General features: G+C 70.0%; 15 protein-coding genes and 1 riboswitch. Of the genes, 10 read left to right on the top strand and 5 right to left on the bottom strand.

Features of this window, described 5'->3' with window-relative positions:
• Window positions 1-10: 10 nt before the first annotated feature.
• The 3 genes from ABZ863_RS07835 to ABZ863_RS07845 all read right to left on the bottom strand — a co-directional run bounded on the left by ABZ863_RS07835 (window position 11) and on the right by ABZ863_RS07845 (window position 3,422).
• Entirely contained in the window at window positions 11-1,360 is a 1,350-nt protein-coding gene (locus tag ABZ863_RS07835) for an MFS transporter (RefSeq protein WP_358532207.1), read from the bottom strand.
• Between the two features lie 61 nt (window positions 1,361-1,421).
• Window positions 1,422-2,063, bottom strand: coding sequence for a hypothetical protein (locus tag ABZ863_RS07840; RefSeq protein WP_358532209.1), 642 nt, complete (start codon window positions 2,061-2,063; stop codon window positions 1,422-1,424).
• Between the two features lie 6 nt (window positions 2,064-2,069).
• Window positions 2,070-3,422, bottom strand: coding sequence for a TrpB-like pyridoxal phosphate-dependent enzyme (locus ABZ863_RS07845; protein ID WP_358532211.1), 1,353 nt, complete (start codon window positions 3,420-3,422; stop codon window positions 2,070-2,072).
• A gap of 69 nt (window positions 3,423-3,491) precedes the next feature.
• Here ABZ863_RS07845 and mtnA point away from each other — a divergent pair, with 69 nt between their 5' ends.
• Window positions 3,492-4,487 carry an S-methyl-5-thioribose-1-phosphate isomerase gene (gene mtnA, locus ABZ863_RS07850; RefSeq protein ID WP_358532213.1) on the top strand — a complete coding sequence of 332 codons (996 nt, stop codon included), beginning with the start codon at window positions 3,492-3,494 and terminating at the stop codon, window positions 4,485-4,487.
• Here the strand turns inward: mtnA and ABZ863_RS07855 are convergent.
• A complete protein-coding gene (locus tag ABZ863_RS07855; RefSeq protein WP_358532215.1) occupies window positions 4,484-6,097 on the bottom strand; it encodes a beta-propeller domain-containing protein in 1,614 nt (537 codons plus the stop codon). The two genes, mtnA and ABZ863_RS07855, sit on opposite strands and share 4 nt — an antisense overlap.
• A gap of 110 nt (window positions 6,098-6,207) precedes the next feature.
• Between ABZ863_RS07855 and ABZ863_RS07860 the strand changes: the two genes are divergently transcribed.
• From ABZ863_RS07860 to ABZ863_RS07885, 6 genes are all read left to right on the top strand, one after another.
• On the top strand, window positions 6,208-7,485 hold the full coding sequence (locus ABZ863_RS07860; RefSeq protein WP_358532217.1) for a hydroxyacid-oxoacid transhydrogenase: 1,278 nt from the start codon (window positions 6,208-6,210) through the stop codon (window positions 7,483-7,485).
• A 10-nt stretch (window positions 7,486-7,495) separates the two neighbouring features.
• Window positions 7,496-10,429 carry an FAD-binding and (Fe-S)-binding domain-containing protein gene (locus ABZ863_RS07865; RefSeq protein WP_358532219.1) on the top strand — a complete coding sequence of 978 codons (2,934 nt, stop codon included), beginning with the start codon at window positions 7,496-7,498 and terminating at the stop codon, window positions 10,427-10,429.
• Between the two features lie 74 nt (window positions 10,430-10,503).
• Window positions 10,504-11,295 (top strand): 2-keto-4-pentenoate hydratase, encoded by a 792-nt coding sequence (locus tag ABZ863_RS07870; protein ID WP_358532221.1) that lies wholly within the window; start codon window positions 10,504-10,506, stop codon window positions 11,293-11,295.
• A gap of 99 nt (window positions 11,296-11,394) precedes the next feature.
• Window positions 11,395-11,667 carry a hypothetical protein gene (locus tag ABZ863_RS07875; protein ID WP_358532223.1) on the top strand — a complete coding sequence of 91 codons (273 nt, stop codon included), beginning with the start codon at window positions 11,395-11,397 and terminating at the stop codon, window positions 11,665-11,667.
• 391 nt (window positions 11,668-12,058) lie between these two features.
• On the top strand, window positions 12,059-16,591 hold the full coding sequence (gene gltB / locus ABZ863_RS07880) for a glutamate synthase large subunit (RefSeq protein ID WP_358532224.1): 4,533 nt from the start codon (window positions 12,059-12,061) through the stop codon (window positions 16,589-16,591).
• On the top strand, window positions 16,584-18,035 hold the full coding sequence (locus ABZ863_RS07885; protein WP_358532226.1) for a glutamate synthase subunit beta: 1,452 nt from the start codon (window positions 16,584-16,586) through the stop codon (window positions 18,033-18,035). Before gltB ends, ABZ863_RS07885 begins: the two co-directional genes overlap by 8 nt.
• Before the next feature lie 13 nt (window positions 18,036-18,048).
• Here the strand turns inward: ABZ863_RS07885 and ABZ863_RS07890 are convergent, their stop codons facing one another.
• The gene (locus ABZ863_RS07890) at window positions 18,049-18,255 is read right to left on the bottom strand and encodes a hypothetical protein (protein WP_358532228.1); all 207 of its coding nucleotides are present in this window, start codon (window positions 18,253-18,255) and stop codon (window positions 18,049-18,051) included.
• Between the two features lie 208 nt (window positions 18,256-18,463).
• Between ABZ863_RS07890 and ABZ863_RS07895 the strand changes: the two genes are divergently transcribed.
• The 3 genes from ABZ863_RS07895 to ABZ863_RS07905 all read left to right on the top strand — a co-directional run bounded on the left by ABZ863_RS07895 (window position 18,464) and on the right by ABZ863_RS07905 (window position 21,482).
• The gene (locus ABZ863_RS07895) at window positions 18,464-20,323 is read left to right on the top strand and encodes a LamG-like jellyroll fold domain-containing protein (RefSeq protein WP_358532230.1); all 1,860 of its coding nucleotides are present in this window, start codon (window positions 18,464-18,466) and stop codon (window positions 20,321-20,323) included.
• Between the two features lie 88 nt (window positions 20,324-20,411).
• Window positions 20,412-20,483: riboswitch (cobalamin riboswitch) on the top strand.
• Window positions 20,484-20,536: 53 nt separating this feature from the next.
• A complete protein-coding gene (locus tag ABZ863_RS07900; RefSeq protein ID WP_358532232.1) occupies window positions 20,537-20,746 on the top strand; it encodes a CbtB-domain containing protein in 210 nt (69 codons plus the stop codon).
• 13 nt (window positions 20,747-20,759) lie between these two features.
• On the top strand, window positions 20,760-21,482 hold the full coding sequence (locus ABZ863_RS07905) for a CbtA family protein (RefSeq protein ID WP_358532234.1): 723 nt from the start codon (window positions 20,760-20,762) through the stop codon (window positions 21,480-21,482).
• Window positions 21,483-21,502 lie beyond the last annotated feature (20 nt).

The raw sequence follows: 21,502 nt of genomic DNA on the forward strand, positions 1-21,502 counted from the left end.
GGGGCACTGCTCACCTCGCCTCCCTACCGGTCAGCAGGGCGCCGGTCACGGCCATGGCGGCCAGGGTCAGACCGAGTACGGCGACAGCGGGACCGGGTTGCTCCGCCGAGGCGAGCAGGCCCAGCAGTACACCCCCGAAGCCGATCGCCAGCGCGGAGGTGACCCAGTCACCGAGCTGCATGGCGGAGGTGTTGAAGCCACGCTCGGCGACCGGTGACAGGCGCAGCAGCAGGACCGAGACCGACGGCAGCGCGATGCCCATGCCGCCCCCGCCCACCGCGGCGCCGGCGAACGCCACCCAGGCAGGGCACCATGGCTGGGACACAGCCGTCAGCAGCAGTAGGCCGACCGCGACCAGCACGAACCCGGTGCGGAGCAGCATCTCCCGCCGCCAGTCCGGATGACGGCCCTGTATGGCGGAGGCGATCGACCAGCTGACCGCGACGACGGTGAGCGGCAGCCCGGCGAGCGCGAGGCTGTATCCGTGCACGCCGATCATGGTCAGCGGCAGGTACGCCTCCATCCCGGCGAAGGCGCCGGCGAGCAGCCCGCGCGCGGCTACCACGGCGGGCAGGCCGGGCCGGGCGGTCAGCGTGCCTGCGGGCAGCAGCCTGCGCAGCCCAAGACCGATGGCGGCCAGGCCCATCACGCCGTAGACCGGCGCCGCGCCGGACGGGTGCTGCGCGGCCCAGGTGAGCGCCGCGATGCCGAGCGCGACGGTGACCGCGGCGGGGACACCGGCACGGCGCTGCCGCTCGCCCGGTACGTGCCGCGCGAGCCTGCGGGTCACCGGCACGAGCAGCGCGACGCCGAGCACCACCAGCGGTACGAGGCCGAGGAAGACCCAGCGCCAGCCGAACCGCTCCGTGACGACCCCTGCAACCGACGGCCCGATGACCGCGGGCAGCACCCAGGCGGCGGCGTTGGCGCCGTAGACGACGGGCCGCTCCCTGTCGGTGTAGACGGCGGCGATGAGCACCGAGGTGGCCACCAGCAGCGTCCCGGTGCCGAGGCCCTGCAGGAACCGGCCGAGCAGCAGCACACCCATGGCCGGGGCGAAACCGGCGACGAGCAGTCCGGCGAGGAAGACGGCCGGACCGGCGAGCAGGGACGGCGCGGGCCCACGCCGGTCGCATACGCGGCCGGAGACCACCGTGGCGACAACGCTGGCGACGAGGAACGCGGTGAACGGCCACGAATAGAGGCGCTCGCCGTCGAGATCGGCGACCAGCGTCGGCATCGCCGTGGCAACGCCCATGTTCTCGAAGGCGATGAGCGTGACGGTCAGGAGCAGGCCCGCGGTGGTGGATCGATGCTCGGGCGTCCACAACACCCGCCCACGGGCCTGCGTCTGTGTCATGCGACCACGGTGCAACCTCCACCGCGCTGGAGGTCCAGTTGGTCAGGGAAGACCACACACCTCAGAGCAGCGGCTGATGGTCGGGATGCCAGTCGCCCGGGCAGACCCAGTCCTCATCCGCCGTCAGGTCGGCGAGCCGTACGCCCGCCGCCACATCGAACCCGTAGGCCGAGGTGTCCGCCACCCGCACGAGCGCCAGCTGGGCCGGCCGGTCGCCTGTGCCGAAAGCGCCGAGCGAGTAACCCTCGACCGTGCCGGCCCAGCCGGCCGCGAACCGTTGGTACCGCAGGTGCGCCGGCCCGCCGTCAACGGTGACCGGCACAGTTGGCCAATTCTCGCGCTGGGCAACCAGGTCCATGGCATGCCGCACCAGCCGCCGCCCGAAACCGGCGGGTCTCGGCACGTCCGGCCCCGGAAGACCGATATTCACCAGCTTGATCACCAACTCCTCAGCGAGATCACGACTGCCGGCCAACCGATCTCGCGGGTCGAACGTACCGACCACCACGCTCCCGGACTTCGAACCGTGCCCAAGCCACACCTGATTGGCGCGGGACTGATCAGAGCTGCGCTGCCAGAAATCCAGCCGCCGCGACCCGGTCCACCCCGCCACCCCATAGGGCACGAACCGCACCGGAAACACTCGATCCTCGTCAGGCACCTCACCCATGCCCTCGATCGTCTCACCGAATCGAGAGATCACGGTTGGTCAGGGAAGACCGGCCAGCGAGGCGGCCAGCGTCTCCGCGGACAGCTCGTTGTCCACCAGCTGTCCGCTGAGGTAGGCCTGGTAGGCGGGCAGGTCGAGGTGCGCGTGCCCGCACAACGCCGTCAGTATCACCTTCTCCTCGCCGGTTTCCTTGCACCGCAACGCTTCCCGGATACAGACTGCGAGCGCGTGCGTCGGCTCCGGCGCGGCGATGATGCCCTCGGCACGGGCGAACCGCACCCCGGCGGCGAAACATTCCTGCTGTGGCACGGCGACGGCCTCCAGCAGCCCGAGCTCGTAGATGTGCGACAGCAGCGGCGACATGCCGTGGTAGCGCAGGCCACCGGCGTGAATGGGCGCGGGGATGAACTCGTGCCCCAGTGTGTGCATCTTCAGCAACGGGGTCAGCCCGGCGGTGTCGCCGAAATCGTAGGCGTAGCGGCCGCGGGTCAGTGTGGGGCAGGCGGCGGGTTCGACGGCGCGGATCTCCGGGGACATCCGGCCTGCCAGCTTCTCCCGCAGGAACGGGAACATCAGGCCAGCGAAGTTGGAACCGCCTCCGGTGCAGCCGACGATGACATCGGGCGTGTCCTCGGCGAGCCGGAACTGCTGCAGCGCCTCCTCGCCGATCACCGTCTGGTGCAGCAGAACGTGGTTGAGCACGCTGCCGAGCGCATACCGCGCGCTGGGGTCGGCCGCGGCCTGCTCGACGGCCTCACTGATGGCGATCCCGAGGCTGCCGGTGGAGTCCGGGTCCACGGCGAGCACCTTGCGCCCGGATTCGGTGAGGTCGGAAGGGCTCGGGTGCACGGTCGCCCCGAACGTCTCCATCATGATCTTGCGGTACGGCTTCTGGTCGTAGGAGGCGCGCACCTGCCACACCTCGCAGTCGAGGCCGAAGGTGGCGCAGGCGAAGGCCAGCGCGCTGCCCCACTGCCCGGCGCCGGTCTCGGTGGTCAGCCGGGTCACGCCCTCGGCCGCGTTGTAGAACGCCTGCGGCACCGCGGTGTTGGGTTTGTGCGAGCCGACCGGGCTCACGCCCTCGTACTTGTAGTAGATGCGGGCCGGGGTGCCGAGCGCCTGCTCGAGGCGGCGCGCACGGAACAGCGGCGAGGGCCGCCACAGCCCGTAGACGTCGAGCACCTCGCCGGGAATGTCGATATAGCGCTCGCCGCTGACCTCCTGCGCGATGAGCGCCTGCGGGAACAGCGGGGCGAGGTCGGCGGGGCCGACCGGCTCGCGCGTTGCCGGGTGCAGCGGCGGGGGCGGCGGCTCCGGCAGGTCGGGCACGATGTTGTACCACCGCGTCGGCATGTCCGCCTCGTCCAACAGGTACTTCGTACGACCTGCCATCACACACCTCCGGTGAGCACGACAGCTCTGTTATCGGAAGACGGTAATGAAGACCCGGTGGGGTGGACAATGGGCGGTGTGACTCGGACGATCGACTGGGACACCGACGCGATCGTGATCGTCGACCAGTGCGCCCTGCCCGCGGAGTATCGCCTGCTACGGCTGCGCACGGTCGACGAGCTGATAGGCGCGATCCAGCGGCTCGCGGTGCGCGGGGCCCCCGCACTCGGCGCGGCGGGCGCGCTCGGCGTCGCGCTGTCGGCCCGGACGCGGGGCACGGCGACGGAAGCCATCCGCGCCGACGCCGAGCGGCTCGCCACGGCACGACCGACCGCGGCCAACCTGCGCTGGGGCGTCGAGCGCGCGCTCGCGGCACTACCCGGCGGCGCCGACGCCGTGCTGGCCGAGGCGCAGGCGATGCTCACCGAGGACGAGCGCGTCAACCGCATCGCGTCCCGGCACGCCGCCGACCTCCTGCTGGAGCTGTGCGCCAGGCGGCCACTGCGCCTGCTCACGCACTGCAACACCGGCCGGCTCGCCGCGGTCGACTGGGGAACGGCGCTCGGCGTCGTCTGGCACCTGCACGCCGCGGGACAGGTCGAGTACGTGCTGGCCGACGAGACCCGGCCACTGTTGCAGGGCGCCCGGCTCACCGCATGGGAGCTCGCGGAGGCTGGCGTGCCCTACCGGTTGCTACCGGACTCGGCCGCCGCGGCTGCCCTCGCCCGCGGGCTCGTCGACTGCGCCGTCGTAGGCGCCGACCGCATTGCCGCGAACGGTGACGTGGCCAACAAGATCGGCACCTACGGGCTGGCGCTGGCTGCCGCGCGGCACGGGGTGCCGTTCATCGTCGTCGCGCCGTCATCCACAGTGGACACAACGCTGGCCGACGGCAGCGCGATCGTCATCGAGGAACGCGCCGCAACGGAGATCACGCATGTCGCCGGCACCGCCGTAGCCCCGGAGGGCGCCGCCGTGTTCAACCCGGCCTTCGACGTCACCCCGGTGGAGCTGATCACGGCCGTGGTCACCGAGCACGGCGTGTTCGCGGGCAACCGCGGCTAACCGAACACGATCGAGCCCAGTGGTGTGAGCCGGGTGGCGTCGTGGATCTGGATCCCGTCCTGCGACACCGTCCACAGTGCACTCCCGATGACCAGCGAGCGCAGCACCGGCGTGCTGTGCCCGATGGTGCCGACTTCGGTGAACGCGTCACCGGCGAGGCGGAGCACGAGCGCGTCGGTGTGCGTTGGCAACACGAGCAGGCCGCTCGGCTGCCAGTACAGGAAGGCATGCGAATCGGACTCGACCTGTGCCATGTCCCCGGCGATCCGGTACTGCGTGAGGCGCGCCGGGCGGGCGGCATCACCGACGTCGAACAGCGATACCTGCAGGCCGAGGACCCGGCCCTGCTGATCGGCTTCCTGGCCGACGCCGAGCAACCGGTCCGGGCCCACGCTGTGCAGGTAGGCCGAGTAGCCGGTGATCTTCAGCTCGCCGGTGGCTCGCGGCGCGGCCGGGTCACCGAGATCGAGGGTGTACAGCGGATCGGTCTCCCGGAACGTCACCACGTACCCCGTCGGGCCGAGGAAGCGCACGGCGTAGATCCGTTCCCCCTTCCCCAGTCCACCGAGCGAGCCGACGGGTGCCAGCACGGTTTCCCTGCGCTCCAGGACCGTCACCGTGTTGTCGGCACCGGTGGTCGTGGCGACCCGCAGCCGGCCGTCGTACTCGGACATGGAGTACTGGTTCAGCAGCGCACCGGGCACCGAGCCCGACGCGACGTAGCGCGCGGGGCCGGGCCCCGCAATGTCGAACTGGTGGATCTCGGTGCGGTCGGCGCCGGTCGATGCCACATAGAGGTTGCGCTCGGTGCCGTACACGGTGTTGCCGTCGGCGGCGATCGCCACCGGTTCCCCGGTGCGCAGCTCACCGGCCATGTCGACGGTCAGCACGGTGAGGATCGCGCCTGCCGGGCGACTCGAGCGGTAGATACGCCCGCAGTCGACGAGCGGGCCCTGCTCGTGCACGACCCCACCCGTGCTGTACGTGTACCGCGGCAGCGCGTCGTGCGGGTACACCGGAAACGGCGGCGGTGTCGAGTGCACGACGATGCGGACCCTGCCGTCGACGAGCCTGGCATCGAGGTAGCGGCCGGAGACGGCGAGGCTCCCGACAGCCCTCGCCGGGCCGCTGATGTCGATCATGGTGAGCTCGGACTGCGCGACGAGCAGCACACGGTTCCCGTCGAGCAGCAGGTCACTCAGCGGGCCACCGGGAACGTCCACTGTGGACGTCACAGTCCTGGTCGCGGCGTCGATGACACGCAGCCGCCCGTCGGCGACGGTGACCACCCTGCGGCCATCGGTCTGTACCAGGTCAGGCTCCTCGACACCGGCTTCGTGGTTGTTCGTGCCGGAGTGGTTCGTGCTGGAGTGCCCGGCTCCCTCGCGCGATGCGGCGGCCACCGCGGCGTCGGAAGTCGCAGCCGGCAACGCCACCTCGCCAGGTCCGCCACCCACCCGGATCGGTACCGCGGCCGCGCGCACTTCCCGCACCATCTCGTCGCACGAGGCGAACGCCACCAGCCGGGTGCTTGTGTCACGCACCTCGGCCGCGGAGCCCGCAACAATGAGCGTCACCACCGCCACCAGCACACCCACAGCTCGTCTCATGCAGCGCTAGACGGACACCACAGGCCGTCCGGTTGCATGCGGGTTTCGGCCCGTGACCCGTGGGAGAATGACCGGATACGGCAGCAGCGCGCCATCAACGAGGAGGTGCCATGACTGAGTACCTGAACGAGACGGTGTTCACCTGGGCCGCGACCCCGCTGAAGTTCGGTGCGGGCGCCGTTGACGAGATCGGCTGGGACCTCGCACAGCTGGGTGCCGAGCGCGTGCTGATCGTCACCGACCCGGGCGTCGCGGCCACCGGGGTGCCGCAGCGCGTCGCCCACGCCGCCAAGGCGGGCGGGCTCACCGTCGAGGTGTACGACCAGGTGCACATCGAACCCACCGACGCCAGCATCACAGCGGCCGTCGAGTTCGCGCAACAGTCCACATGGGACGGTTTCATCGGCGTCGGCGGCGGATCCGCCATCGACACCGCCAAGGCCGTCAACCTGCTGACCACCTACCCCGCCGACCTCTTCGACTACGTCAACAAGCCGATCGGCCAGGGCAGGGCACCGGCGGGGCCGCTCAAGCCACTCGTGGCCGTGCCCACCACCGCGGGCACCGGCTCGGAGACCACGCCCGTCTGCGTCATGGACTTCCTCGGGCTCGAGGTGAAGTCCGGGATCAGTCACCCGCGGCTGCGGCCCAGCCTCGCGGTGATCGATCCGCTGCTGACCCTGTCGATGCCGCCCGAGGTGACCGCCGCGAGCGGGATGGACGTGCTCTGCCACGCGCTGGAGTCCTACACCGCCAAACCGTTCCACTCCTTCGCCAGGCACGCACCGCAGAACCGGGTGGCCTACAACGGCTCCAACCCCATCTCCGACGCATGGACCGAGCAGGCGCTGCGGTTACTCGCCCGCTCGTTCCGCAAGGCGGTCCTCAACGGCGGCGACCTCGCCGCACGCACCGACGTGATGCTCGCGGCGACCTTCGCCGGGATGGGCTTCGGCAATGCCGGGGTGCACATCCCGCATGCGTGTGCCTACCCGATCGCCGGGCGGGTGCGGGAGTACCGGCCGAGGAACTACCCGCAGGACGAGCCGCTGGTGCCGCACGGCGAATCGGTGTCGTTGACCGCACCCGCGGCGTTCCGGTTCACCTTCCCCACCGACCCTGGCAAGCACATGCGGGCCGCCAGGATCCTCGACCCACGCGCGCCGACGCAGGCCCACGATCGCGACCAGCTGCCGTCGGTGCTGTCCGCGCTGATGCGCGACATCGGCATCCCGAACGGCCTCGGCGGCGTCGGCTACGACGAGGGCGACATCCCCGCACTGGTGGACGGCACGATGCAGCAGCAGCGGCTGCTGGCCGTGGCGCCGCGGGCGGTGCGTGAGGAGGACGTCGCCGCGATACTGGCCGAGTCGATCGAGAACTGGTGAGCAGCGGTCGATGACGGACTTCCCCGATGTACTCGGCAGGGCCATCGCCGGCGAGGTGGAGAGTGGGCGCTCGGCCCGCGCGGTGTTCAGCATGGACGCCTCCAACTACCGGCATGTCCCGCTGGCCGTGGTGTTCCCGCGCACGACCGCCGATCTGGAGACGACCGTGCGGCTGTGCCGGGAGCACGGCGTCCCGATCACTGCCCGCGGTGCCGGCACCAGCATCGGCGGGCAGGCGCTCGGCAACGGCGTGGTCATCGACTACAGCCGCCACCTCAACCAGATCATCGAGCTCGACCCGGTGGAGCGGACCGCCAGGGTGCAGCCGGGGGTGGTGCTCGACCGGCTGCGTGCGGCGGCCGCCGAGCACGGGCTGACCTTCGGCCCCGACCCGTCCACCCACAGCCGGTGCACCATCGGCGGCATGATCGGCAACGACGCGTGCGGTTCGCATTCGGTGGCCTGGGGCCGGACTGCCGACAACGTCGTCGCGCTGGACGTGCTCACCGCTGATGGAGCACGGTTCACCACCGGCCCGTCCATGGCGGGCCGGACCGGCAGGGCCGGTGAGATCCACCGGCAGCTGGCCGAACTCGCACACGGCAACCTGGCTTTGCTGCGTCAGGGTTTTCCCGCACTGCCGCGCCGGGTGTCCGGCTACGCACTGGATCGCCTGCTGCCCGAACACGGCATGGATGTCACACGCGCGCTTGTCGGCTCGGAGGGAACCTGCGCGCTGCTCACCGAGGCCACCGTGCGGCTGGTGCCTGCGCCTGCCGCGCGGGTGTTGGTGATCGCGGGCTACGCCGACGACATCGCCGCTGCCGACGCCGTGCCGCACGTGCTGCCACTGCGCCCGCTGACCGCCGAAGGCATGGGTGCCGACCTCATCGAGGCGCTGCTGGCCAGGGGCAGGCGGCCCGCGGCGCTCGACCGGCTGCCGGACGGTGGTGGCTGGTTGTTCATCGAGGTCGGCGGCGACGACAGCACCGACGCGCTCGGCAGGGCGGAGGAGCTGGCGCGGACGCTGCGCCGGGACACCGGCGCGACGACCACACTCGCCGACGATCCCGCCGAGATGCGTCAGCTGTGGTCCATCCGGGAGGCCGCGGCCGGTATCGCGACCCGGATACCGGAGGACACCTCCCGGCCTGGCGGAGGTTCGGAGGCATGGCCCGGCTGGGAGGACGCGGCGGTACCGCCGCAACGTCTGGGCGCGTACCTGCGTGCGTTCCGGACGCTGCTGGACCAACATGGTCTGCGCGGTATCCCCTACGGCCATTTCGGCGAGGGGTGCGTACACGTGCGGATCGACTTCGCGCTCACCACGGCCGAGGGACGGCGCGCGTTCCGGGCCTTCATGGAGGACGCCGCCGATCTCGTCGTGGCGCACGGTGGCTCGCTGTCCGGCGAACACGGGGACGGCCAGGCGCGGGCCGAGCTGCTGCCGCGGATGTACAGCCCGGAGATCCTGCGCCTGTTCGAGGCGTTCAAGGCGATCTGGGACCCGGACAACCTGCTCAATCCCGGCAACCTGGTCCAGCCCCGGAAGCTCGACGCGGATCTGCGGTTCGCCGGTCCACAGCGAACCCTGCCCATCACGCTGCGGTACCCACACGACGGCGGCAGCCTCGCCACCGCGACCCGGCGCTGTGTCGGTGTCGGCAAGTGTGTCGACACCGCCAGCGGGGTGATGTGCCCCAGCTACATGGTGACCCGGCGCGAGGAACATTCGACGCGGGGCCGGGCGCACCTGCTGTTCGAGATGCTGCGCGGCGAGACCATTGTGGACGGATGGCGCTCCACCGAGGTGCGGGACGCTCTGGATCTGTGCCTGGCCTGCAAAGGCTGCCTCACCGATTGTCCGGTCAATGTGGACATGGCTGCCTACAAGGCGGAGTTCCTGTACCAGCACTACTCCCGACGGCTACGCCCGGTGAGCCACTACTCGCTCGGGTTCCTGCCGCTGTGGGCCCGGCTCGCCGCGGTGGCACCGCGCGTGGTCAACGGCCTGCTGGGCGGACGCCTCGCACCCGTGGTGAAACGACTCGGCGGGATCGCACCCGAGCGCTCGCTTCCGGAGTTCGCCCCGGCCACGCTGCGCCGCACACTGCGAGTCCCCCGCCCAGGCACGCGAGTCCCTCGCTCCAGCACGCGAGTCCCCCGCCCAGGCGCGCGAGTCCCCCGCTCCGGTGCGCGAGTTCCCCGCCCAGGCGCGCGAGTTGCCCGCTCCGGTGCGCCAAGGCCGCGGGTCGTGCTGTGGCCGGACACGTTCACCAACTACTTCTCCCCCGAGATCGGCCTCGCCGCCGTGCGCGTACTCGACTACGCCGGGTTCGACGTCGTGCTGCCGCGGGCGTCGGTGTGCTGCGGGCTGACCTGGATCTCCACCGGGCAGCTCGGCATCGCGCGCAGGGTCCTGCGCCGGACCCTGCGCGTACTGGAGCCGGAAATCGCGGCGGGCACCCCGATCGTCGGGCTCGAACCGAGCTGCCTCGCGGTGCTCCGGCACGACCTGCATGACCTGCTCGACACGCCGGCCCTGCACGCCACCACTCTCGCGGAACTGCTCGAGCAGCACGAGGTGGAGTTCCCCCGGCTCGACGCGACGGCGATCACGCAACAGCACTGCCACCAGCACGCGGTGTTTGGCAACGCCGCCGACGAAAGGCTCCTGCGCGCGGTGGGGGTCGGTAACCGCACGCTCGATTCCGGCTGCTGCGGGCTGGCGGGCAACTTCGGGGTCGAGCGCGGGCACTACGACGTCTCGGTCGCGGCGGCGAACCGGGTGCTGGTCCCCGCGGTCACCACCGCGAGCCCGGAGACACTCGTCCTCGCAGACGGGTTCAGCTGCCGAACCCAGATCGGCGAGCTGACCGGCAGGCGGGCGCTGCACCTGGCCGAGGTACTCGACCAGGCCATCACCGGTGGCCGGCACCGGTAGCGCGCCTCCCCACCGTCCCGATCAGCGGAACGGGCGGCTTGCCGCGAACCGTTCCGGCCGCGAGAGTTCACGCCATGGAGGCGCATGCGACGCAAGCCGTCGCCCAGCAGCTACTGCAGGCCTACGAAACCGGCAAACCGGTGGCCCCCGTGATCGAAAGCCACCCGGGCGCGACGCTGACGGACGCCTACCGCATACAGCAGGAACAGGTCCGGCTCTGGACCGCGGGCGGTGAAGTGATCAAGGGCCACAAGGTCGGCCTGACCTCAGCGGCCATGCAACAGCAGATGGGCGTGGACCAACCCGACTACGGGCACCTGCTCGGCGGCATGTTTCACCTCGAGCACCAACCGATCCCGACGACCGGTTTCCTACAGCCGCGCATCGAACCGGAGATCGCCTTCGTGCTCGGCCGGCCGCTGGCCGGGCCAGGCGTGACCGTCGCCGACGCCGCTCGGGCAGTCGAGTTCGTGCTTCCCGCGCTGGAGATCGTCGACTCGCGCATCCGGGACTGGAACATCTCCATCGTCGACACCATCGCCGACAACGCCTCCTCCGGCGGCGTCGTGCTGGGCAGCAGGCCGACCTCACTCTCCGCGGTCGACCTGCGGCTCACCGGCTGTCTGCTGCACCGCAACGGCACTTTGATGGCGACCGGAGCCGGCGGCGCCGTGCTCGGTTCGCCACTCAACGCGCTCGTCTGGCTGGCGAACACGCTCGGGCCGCTCGGCATTTCGCTCGAACCGGGCCACGTCGTGCTCCCCGGGTCGATGACCAGGGCTTTTCCGGTCGAACCCGGCGATACCGTGGTGGCGACGATGGCCGAACTGGGCAGCGTAACGGCAAATTTCAAGCCATTCGAGTGAGATGTAGGTCACACTCGTTCGCCGCATCACCCTATCGTCGGGTTGAATCGCAGGCAAAGAACCGGTATAGGCCTGGGAACGCTACATCAAGGACGCACCATGCCTTGTGAAAGCAACGACGCCGACCTGAACCATCGCGAGCGTGCCACCCTCCGGGCCGTCGCACACGGTAGCGCCGAACTCACCAGCAGCTGCGCACCTGACCTCTTCATCGACGGTCTGGCCTGCTGCGACCAACTGACCGCGCGCGGTCTCGCGCGCCGCGGGCTGATCGCTCCCGCCCGTATCGCACGCCGCGGCCAGCGCGTGCCTGCCGTGCTGACCGACGCCGGCCGCGCGGCACTGGGCCTTCGCCCCGTCCTCGCCGCGTAGACATCGCCGCAAGTCCGCACGTCGCGGGCCAGAACAACATCGATCTGAGCCTCGCGTCAATCCTCCAGTGTTGTTTCCCACGTGCGACGTCTGGCCTATCCCGATAACGGCGATTTCACACTACTGTCATTAGACCGGCGAACCCGGGAGTAATCGGCGCGCGCTGCATCAGCCCTTGACCCTGATGGGCTGAACCACTGCGCGCCGTGCTCAATGCGTGCTGCACAACGGCGTGTGGCGACCGGCGATACGTGAGCCCATTTCGGCTTGAACGTCATCGCCCACTCCCTACTGACCATCGCACCATCGGGCCGGACCGTTAGCCACGCGGTATCACTCGTACGGCTGACAGCCCAGCCTGATCGCGCCGAGCCGAGGAGGACGGCAAGCCGTGACCCGCCACGCACCGCACCAGCCGGCCGAGGGCTTGTACGACCCGCAGTACGAGCACGATGCCTGCGGCGTCGCCTTCGTCGCCGATCTGTCAGGTCGCAAAGACCACGAGATCGTCCGGAAAGCGCTCGTTGCCCTGCGCAACCTGGAACATCGCGGTGCCAGAGGAGCCGAACCCGAGACCGGCGACGGCGCGGGCATCCTCATCCAGGTCCCGGACGCCTTCTTCCGCGAGGTCGTGGACTTCCCACTGCCCGAGGCAGGCGGCTACGCCGTCGGCACCGCGTTCCTCCCCGTCGACGATGCGGTGCGGGGCAAGGCGATGTCGACCATCGAACGCATCGCGGCCGAGGAGGACATGCACATCCTCGGCTGGCGTGAGCTGCCCGTCGACACCGACCACGTCGGGCCGACGGCCAGGACGACCATGCCGCATTTCGCGCAACTGTTCCTCGCCCCGCGCCGTGAGGAAGTGACCGGGCTGGCGCTCGAACGAGCCGCCTTCTGCGTGCGCAAGCGCGCCGAGCATGCGCTGACCGAGCAGGGCGTCTACTTCCCCAGCCTGTCCGCGCGCACGATCGTCTACAAAGGAATGCTCACCGAGCCGCAGGTCGAGAAGTTCTTCCCCGACCTCGCCGACGAGCGCGTGACCAGCGCGATCGGCCTTGTGCACTCACGGTTCTCCACGAACACGTTCCCGTCCTGGCCACTGGCGCACCCGTACCGCTACGTCGCGCACAACGGCGAGATCAACACGCTCCGTGGCAACCGCAACTGGATGGACGCCCGCGAGTCGCAACTGTCCGCCGACCTGATTCCCGGTGACCTGAAGCGGATCTACCCGATCATCACCCGCGGCGCGAGCGACTCGGCATCCTTCGACGAGGTGCTGGAACTGCTGCACCTCGGCGGCCGCTCACTGCCACACGCGGTGCTGATGATGATCCCGGAGGCCTGGGAGAACCACGAGGAGATGGACCCCGCCAGGCGGGCGTTCTACGAGTTCCACTCCACGCTCATGGAGCCATGGGACGGGCCCGCGCTCGTGTCGTTCACCGACGGCACGCAGATCGGCGCCGTGCTCGACCGCAACGGCCTGCGGCCTGCCCGTTACTGGGTCACCGAGGACGGTCTCGTGGTGCTGGCCAGCGAGGTCGGTGTGCTGGAGATCGACCCGGCCACGATCATCCGCAAGGGCAGGCTCGAACCTGGTCGCATGTTCCTCGTCGACACCGCACGGGGCCGGATCATCGACGACGACGAGATCAAGGGCGAACTGGCGGCAGAGCAGCCCTACGGCGACTGGATCGCGGCGGGCCTGCTTCGCCTGGAGGAGCTGCCCGAACGCGAACGCGAGGTGCCGACGCACGCATCGCTCGTGCGCCGCCAGCAGTCGTTCGGCTACACCGAGGAGGAGCTGAGCGTCCTGCTCGAACCGATGGCTCGCACCGGTGCCGAGCCCATCGGCTCGATGGGCAACGACTCGCCACTCGCGCCGTTCTCCAGCAAGCCACGGCTGCTCTTCGACTACTTCACGCAGCTTTTCGCGCAGGTCACCAACCCACCGCTGGACGCGATCCGCGAGGAACTCGTCACGGCACTGGGCACCCAGCTCGGTTCGGAGCCGAACCTGCTGGCCGCCGGGCCGGAGCACTGCCGCAAGATCGCCCTGCCGTTTCCCGTGCTGGACAACGACGAACTGGCCAAGCTGGTGCACGTCAACGATGACGGCGACCTGCCGGAGTTCCAGGCGTACACAGTGCACGGCACCTACGACGTGGCAGGCGGCGGCGAAGCGCTGGTACGCAGGCTCAACGAGATCCGCAGCGAGGTCTCCGTCGCCATTGCAGGCGGGGCCCGGCTGATCGTGCTGTCCGATCGCGGTGTCGACGCCGAGCACGCGGCGATCCCCTCGCTGCTGCTGACCGGTGCGGTGCACCACCACCTGGTACGGGAGAAGACCCGCACACAGGTGGGTCTGGTCGTCGAATCCGGTGACGCCCGCGAGGTGCACCACATCGCGCTGCTGATCGGCTACGGCGCGGCGGCGGTGAACCCCTATCTGGCAATGGCCACTGTGGAGGAACTGGCCGAGCAGGGCAAGATCCCCGGTGTCACCGCGAAGGAGGCCACCCGCAACCTGATCAAGGCGCTGGGCAAGGGTGTGCGCAAGACGATGTCCAAAATGGGCGTCTCGACCGTCGCGTCCTACACCGGCGCGCAGATCTTCGAGGCGATCGGACTCGGTGACGAGGTCGTCGAAACCTGCTTCGCCGGCACGACGTCACGGCTCGGCGGGGTCGGCTTCGATCTGCTGGCCCGTGAGGTCGCCGAGCGGCACCGACGCGCCTTCCCCAGCGACGGCGTGCACGCCGACCACCGCGAGCTGGCGACCGGCGGTGACTACCAGTGGCGGCGCGAGGGCGAGCCGCACCTGTTCAACCCGCAGACGGTGTTCAAGCTGCAGCACTCGACGCGGAGCGGACGCTACGAGATCTTCAAGGAGTACACCGAGGCCGTCGACGACCAGTCCGCGCGGCTGATGACACTGCGCGGCCTGTTCGCCTTCAAGGAGGGCGCCCGCCCGCCGGTGCCCATCGAGGAGGTCGAGCCGGTCGCCGAGATCGTCAAGCGGTTCGCCACCGGCGCCATCTCCTACGGCTCGATCTCACAGGAGATGCACCAGACACTGGCGATCGCGATGAACCGCCTCGGCGGCAAGTCCAACACCGGCGAGGGCGGCGAGGACCCGGAGCGCCTCTACGACGCAGAGCGCAGGTCGGCCGTCAAGCAGGTCGCAAGTGGACGGTTCGGGGTGACCAGCGAGTACCTCGTCAACGCCGACGACATCCAGATCAAGATGGCACAGGGCGCCAAGCCGGGTGAGGGTGGCCAGCTGCCCGGCGGCAAGGTGTATCCCTGGATCGCCAAGACCCGGCACTCGACGCCGGGCGTGGGGCTGATCTCCCCGCCGCCGCACCACGACATCTACTCCATTGAGGACCTCGCGCAGCTGATCCACGACCTGAAGAACGCCAACCCGGCAGCACGCATCCACGTGAAGCTGGTGTCCGAGGTCGGCGTCGGCACGGTGGCCGCGGGTGTGTCCAAAGCGCACGCCGACGTCGTGCTGATCTCCGGCCACGACGGAGGCACCGGCGCCTCGCCGCTGTCGTCGATCAAGCACGCGGGCGGGCCGTGGGAGCTCGGACTGGCCGAGACGCAGCAGACGCTGCTGGCCAACCGGCTGCGCGACCGCATCGTGGTGCAGACCGACGGGCAGCTCAAGACCGGCCGCGATGTCGTGATCGCCGCGCTGCTCGGCGCCGAGGAGTTCGGCTTCGCGACCGCTCCGCTCGTGGTGTCGGGCTGCATCATGATGCGGGTCTGCCACCTCGACACCTGCCCGGTTGGTGTGGCCACGCAGAACCCGCAGCTGCGGGCGAAGTTCAGCGGCAAGGCCGAGTACGTCGTGAACTTCTTCGAGTTCATCGCGCAGGAGGTGCGGGAGTACCTGGCACAGCTGGGTTTCCGCTCGATCGCCGAGGCCGTCGGCCACGCGGAGCTGCTCGACACGCGCAGGGCCGTCGAGCACTGGAAGGCCGCCGGGCTGGATCTTTCGCCCATTTTCCACGTGCCCGAACTGCAGCCGCGGGCCGCGCGGCACCAGGTCGTCACGCAGGACCACGGCCTGGACAGGGCACTCGACAACACGTTGATCCAGCTCGCCGAGGGCGCGCTCAGCTCAGGCGACAGGGTGCGGCTGGAACTGCCGGTACGCAACGTCAACCGCACGGTCGGCACGATGCTCGGCTCGGAGGTGACGAAACGCTGGGGCGGCGAGGGTCTGCCCGACGACACCGTCGACATCACCTTCACCGGCACCGCGGGGCAGTCGTTCGGCGCCTTCATCCCGCGCGGGGTCACGCTGCGGCTGGTCGGTGACGGCAACGACTACGTCGGCAAAGGGTTGTCCGGTGGGCGGATCGTCATCCGGCCTCCGGCAGAGGCGCGGTTCGTCGCCGAGGAGCAGATCATCGCCGGCAACGTGATCGGCTACGGCGCCACGAGCGGCGAGATCTTCTTGCGTGGCAAGGTCGGCGAGCGGTTCTGCGTGCGTAACTCGGGCGCGCTGGCCGTCGTCGAGGGCGTCGGCGACCACGGCTGCGAGTACATGACAGGCGGCCAGGTCGTGGTGCTCGGCCCGACCGGACGCAACTTCGCGGCCGGCATGTCGGGCGGCGTCGCCTACGTGCTGGATCTTCGGCTCGGCCGGGTCAACCTCGAGATGGTCGATCTCGACCGGCTGGACGATGCGGACGGCGAGTTCCTCCGCGAGGTCGTCGAACGGCACTACGCCGAGACCTCCTCGGCCGTGGCACACGGGCTGCTCACCGACTGGGAGCCGGCACTGGCCCGGTTCTCGAAGGTCATGCCCAAGGACTACAAGCGTGTTCTGCGGGCGCGGGCGGCCGCGGAGCGCGATGGCAGGGACGTCAACGTTGCGATCATGGAGGCGGCGCATGGCTGACCCCAAGGGTTTCCTCACCACCAAGCGGGAGACGCCGCGCTCGCGTCCGGTGGACATCCGGCTCAAGGACTGGCGGGAGGTCTACGACGACTTCGAGCGCACCAAGCTCAAGGACCAGGCAGGCCGGTGCATGGACTGCGGCATCCCGTTCTGTCACCAGGGCTGCCCGCTCGGCAACCTGATCCCCGAGTGGAACACGTTGACCTGGGGTGACGATTGGCGCGATGCGATCGAGCGGCTGCACGCGACCAACAACTTCCCGGAGTTCACGGGCACCCTGTGCCCGGCGCCGTGTGAGACCGCCTGCGTGCTCGGGATCAACGACGACCCGGTGACGATCAAGCGGGTCGAGATCTCGATCATCGACCGGGCCTGGGACGAGGGCTGGGTGACACCCCAGGTGCCGCCCGCCCTTACCGGCAGGAAGGTCGCCGTCGTCGGTTCCGGCCCCGCAGGGCTCGCCACCGCGCAGCAGCTCACCAGGGCCGGGCACAGCGTGGTGGTGTTCGAGCGGGCCGACGCGATCGGTGGGCTGCTGCGTTACGGCATCCCCGAGTTCAAGATGGAGAAGCACCGGCTCGACCGGCGGCTCGAGCAGATGCGCGCGGAGGGCACCGAGTTCCGCGCCGGTGCCGACGTCGGTGTGGACATCACCGCGCAGCAGTTGCTGGCCGAGTACGACGCGGTCGTGCTGGCCGGTGGCGCCACCGCGTGGCGGGACCTGCCTGCGCCGGGTCGCGAACTGCCCGGGGTGTACCAGGCGATGGAGTACCTGCCCCACGCCAACCGGGTCGCCCGTGGCGAGCTGGCCATCTCACCGATCGACGCTGCGGGCAAGGACGTCGTCGTGATCGGGGGCGGTGACACCGGCGCCGACTGTGTCGGCACTGCGCACCGGCAGGGCGCGAAGTCGGTGACGCAGCTGGAGATCATGCCCGAGCCGCCGAAGTCACGGTCGGACGCTCACCCGTGGCCGATGTACCCGATGATCTACCGGGTCTCCTCGGCACACGAGGAGGGCGGCGAGCGGCTGTACTCGGTGAACACGCAGGAGTTCCTCGCCGACGACGAGGGCAACCTGCGCGCGCTGCGGCTGGTGGAGGTACGCAGCGAGGACGGCAGGTTCGTACCGGTCGAGGGCACCGAGCGCGAACTGCCTGCGCAGCTGGTGCTGCTGGCGATGGGCTTCGTCGGTCCGCAACGTGCGGGCCTGCTGGACGAGCTCGGCGTCGAGCTGGACCAGCGGGGCAACGTCGTGCGGGACGCGTCGTTCAAGTCCAGTGTGGACAAGGTGTTCGTCGCGGGCGACATGGGCCGCGGCCAGTCGCTCATCGTGTGGGCCATTGCCGAGGGCCGCTCCGCCGCGGCAGGTGTGGACGCCTACCTGACCGGCCGTGACGTTCTCCCCGCACCCATCGCCCCCACCGACCGGCCGATCGCCTAGGTCCGCTGGATTGTCAGGCCGGGGCGGGCAGGGTGTCGAGGGTGCCCGACTTGACCTCGGCGGCGAGTACGTGCCACTGCTCCACGCTCATCTGGATGCGCTGGCCGAAGTCGTCGGTGATGACGACGCGTTTGTCCTCCGGCGCCTCGTGATCGAGGTACAGCTCGGGGCAGCCGCAGTTGCAGTTGCCGCAGAACGTGACGACGTGGTGCAGGGCCATCGGGCCTCCTTACGACGGTGTTGGTGAGGTTGCCGGGTGACGCCGGGCCGGTGGGCCCTTGCCGGCGGACCGGCCCGGCGTGATCCGACGCAGAGCAGGTCGTCCGCGACCGTGTCCCGGTTCCTGGGCGCCTGATGATCACTCGTTCGTGGCGGACCGTTCCGGCACGCGTCACCGTGCCGCCAGGTCACGGAACGAGGCTCTGCCCATGAACGACACCCCGAAGCCCACCGACGTCTCGCGTCGCCTGCTGCTGCAGGCCGCCGTCGGCACCCCTGTCGCGCTGGCCGCGACCACCGCTCTCGGCGCGACCCCCGCTACCGCCGCCACCGCCACGGGTCCCGCCGACCAGGACTCCCCCCGCTTCAGCATCGCCGCGCTGCCGGACACGCAGTACCTCATCGACGACGGTGGTTCGGACCCCGAGCCGGTTCGCGACGCGCTGCGTTACGCAGTGCAAGCACGCAAGGACCGCAACATCGTCTTCCTCGCCCATCTCGGTGACGTCACCGAACACGGCACCGTCACCGAGATGCAGGTGGCCGACCGCACCTTCCGGGCCATCCACGGCAAGCTGCCCTACAGCGTGCTCGGCGGCAACCACGACGTCAGCGGCACCGACGACCGCGGCGACACCCCGTACCTGCGGACGTTCGGGCCGAGCCGGTTCGCCGGGATGTCGACCTACCGCGGCGCCTCACCCAGTGGTTACAACACCTCCCACGTCATCACGGCCGGCGGCCGCGACTGGCTGCTGCTCGCACTCGACTGGCGCGTCTCCGACGCCAGCCTCGCCTGGGCACAGCAGGTGCTCGACGCCAACCCGACTTTGCCGACGATCCTGACGACGCACGACCTGGTGTGGGGCGAGGACGACGGCACCGCGCAGCTGTCGTCGCACGGCGAGCGCCTGTGGGATCGGCTGATCCGCCGCAACGACCAGATCTTCCTCACGCTCAGCGGCCACTACTGGCCGTGTGGTCGCACCACGCTCACCAACGACGCGGGCAACCCGGTGCACCTGCACATCGCCAACTACCAGGACCGGTACTACGGCGGCGCGGGCATGCTGCGGCTGTACTCGTTCGACCTGGCGCGGGGCCACATCGACGTCGAGACGTTCTCGCCGTGGCTACTCGGCCGCAAGCCCGAGGACCGTACCCAGCTGGAAGCGGAGACGGTCGAGCTGACCGGCGACGTCGACCGGTTCAGCGTGGAGATCGACTTCGCGGAGCGCTTCGCCGGGTTCGCCCCGCCCGCCGTTGCGCCCGCGCTGCCGCCGGCAGCGGCGCTGACCCGTGGCACCGTGGCGTACTGGCGCTTCGACACCTCCGGGCTGCCGGGTGCGGGCACCGATGGCAGCACGGTCGCCGCGGGCACGGTCGCGCGTGACCTCACCGGCAACGGCAACGATCTCACCGCAGAGCGCCTGCACGCGAGCGCCCCCGAGGTCCTCAGGTGGTCGGCCGAGCATCACCCGGCACAGCCCGCGCACGCGAGCCTGCGCTTCGACGGCGGCAAGAACCCCAACCGCGGAGCCGTGCTGCGCGCGGCGCCGGGCGCGCCGATCAACAGCCACAAGTTCGAATCCGGCTACACGATCGAGACGTTCATCAAGCTGCCGGAACCGTTCCAGGGCGATCACGCGTGGATGGGCATCCTCAGCTGGGAGGGCCGCGCCGGTGACGCCGGCAAGCACAGCGGCTGGTCGCCGGACGAAGCGACCTGCAGCCTCAACCTGTCCGGCGAGCGGTTCCTGCAGTTCGTGGTCTACCCGGTGCCGGGCGATGCGGACCCGACCTCGTGGAGCCACGCGCTGCCGGTCGGGCGGTGGATGCACCTCGCGGTCGTCAACGACAGCAGGCAGACGGTGATCTACGTCGACGGTTCCCGCATTGCTCGCAACGCCGCCGAGCCCTCACGCGGCATCTCGACGCTGGGCAAGCCGTTCGCGATCGGCGGCACCCAGTCCGCCGAGCGCTACGGTCAGGCTTTCTACGGCTGGATCGGCGACACGCGAATCGTCGCGCGGGCATTGCGGCCGAAGGAGTTCCTCACCGCGCGATGAACGGGGCTGCGGCGTGTGCACTGTGGACATCACGTTGACACGGCGCTGTGCGCGAACCTAGTCTCGGGCGAGTTACGCGATGGCGGCTGGAAGCCGGTGAGAATCCGGCACGGTCGCGCCACTGTAACCGGCTTTCCACCAGGGAAGCCGGGAGTCAGACCCACCGCCATCGCAACCGTTCCACCGGCCGCGTGAAGCCGAGGAGGTTGTGACATGTCGCAGGCGAGTATCGCCGTCCCCCATCCTGTCCGCATCCCACTACGCGAGATCCTGCCGTGGGCGATCTTCACCGGTGTGCTGGCGCTTGTCGTCCTGTACTTCGTGAGCACCGAGTCCGGGGCACTGGAACTGTTGTCCAGCAACGGTTTCGTGCACGAGTTCCTGCACGACGGCCGGCACCTGCTGGCCTTTCCCTGTCACTGACGGGGAGCCGATCATGATGAGGACCCTGTTGGTCCGCGGGATGCTGGCGGGCCTCGCCGCCGGTGTGCTCGCGACGGTGTTCGCCTACGTCGTCGGCGAGCGCGCGGTGAACGCGGCAATCGATCTCGAGCACACCGGGCACGGCGGCGAGGAGCCACTCGTCAGCCGCGCTGTGCAGAGCACGGTGGGCCTGTTCACGGGCGTCGGCGCGTATGGGATCGCGATCGGTGGGCTGTTCGCGATCGTGTTCGCCCTCGGCTACGGCCGCCTCGGCACGTTGCGGCCGCTGGCCGGCGCGGCATGGCTCGCCGCGGGGGCTTTCGTGGTGGTTGTGGTCGTACCGTTCCTGAAGTACCCGGCGAACCCGCCTGCGGTGGGCAGCGCTGCGAGCATCGGCGACCGCACGGCGCTGTACTTCGGTTTCCTCGCCCTGTCACTGGTGGCCGGAATCGTGGCTGTGGCCGTGGGCCGCCGTCTCGCCGGCAGGCTCGGTGCGTGGCGGGGCGGGCTGATCGGCGCGGCTACCTACGTCGTGCTCGCGACGGTGGCCGCGGCGCTGCTGCCGGTGGTCGACGAGGTTCCGGCCGGGTTCCCCGGCTCGACGCTGTGGAGCTTCCGCATCGCGGCGCTCGGCACGCAACTGGTGCTCTGGACCACGCTCGGCCTGGTCTTCGGCGCACTCGCCGAGCGCGTTCTGCGCCCGGTGCCCGCCATCGTCGCGGCAGGTCAGCGATAAGCCGCCGAGCCGGCCGCCGG

It is taken from the genome of Saccharomonospora sp. NPDC046836, from assembly GCF_040645195.1.
In the GTDB taxonomy this organism is placed as follows: Bacteria; Actinomycetota; Actinomycetes; order Mycobacteriales; family Pseudonocardiaceae; genus Prauserella_A.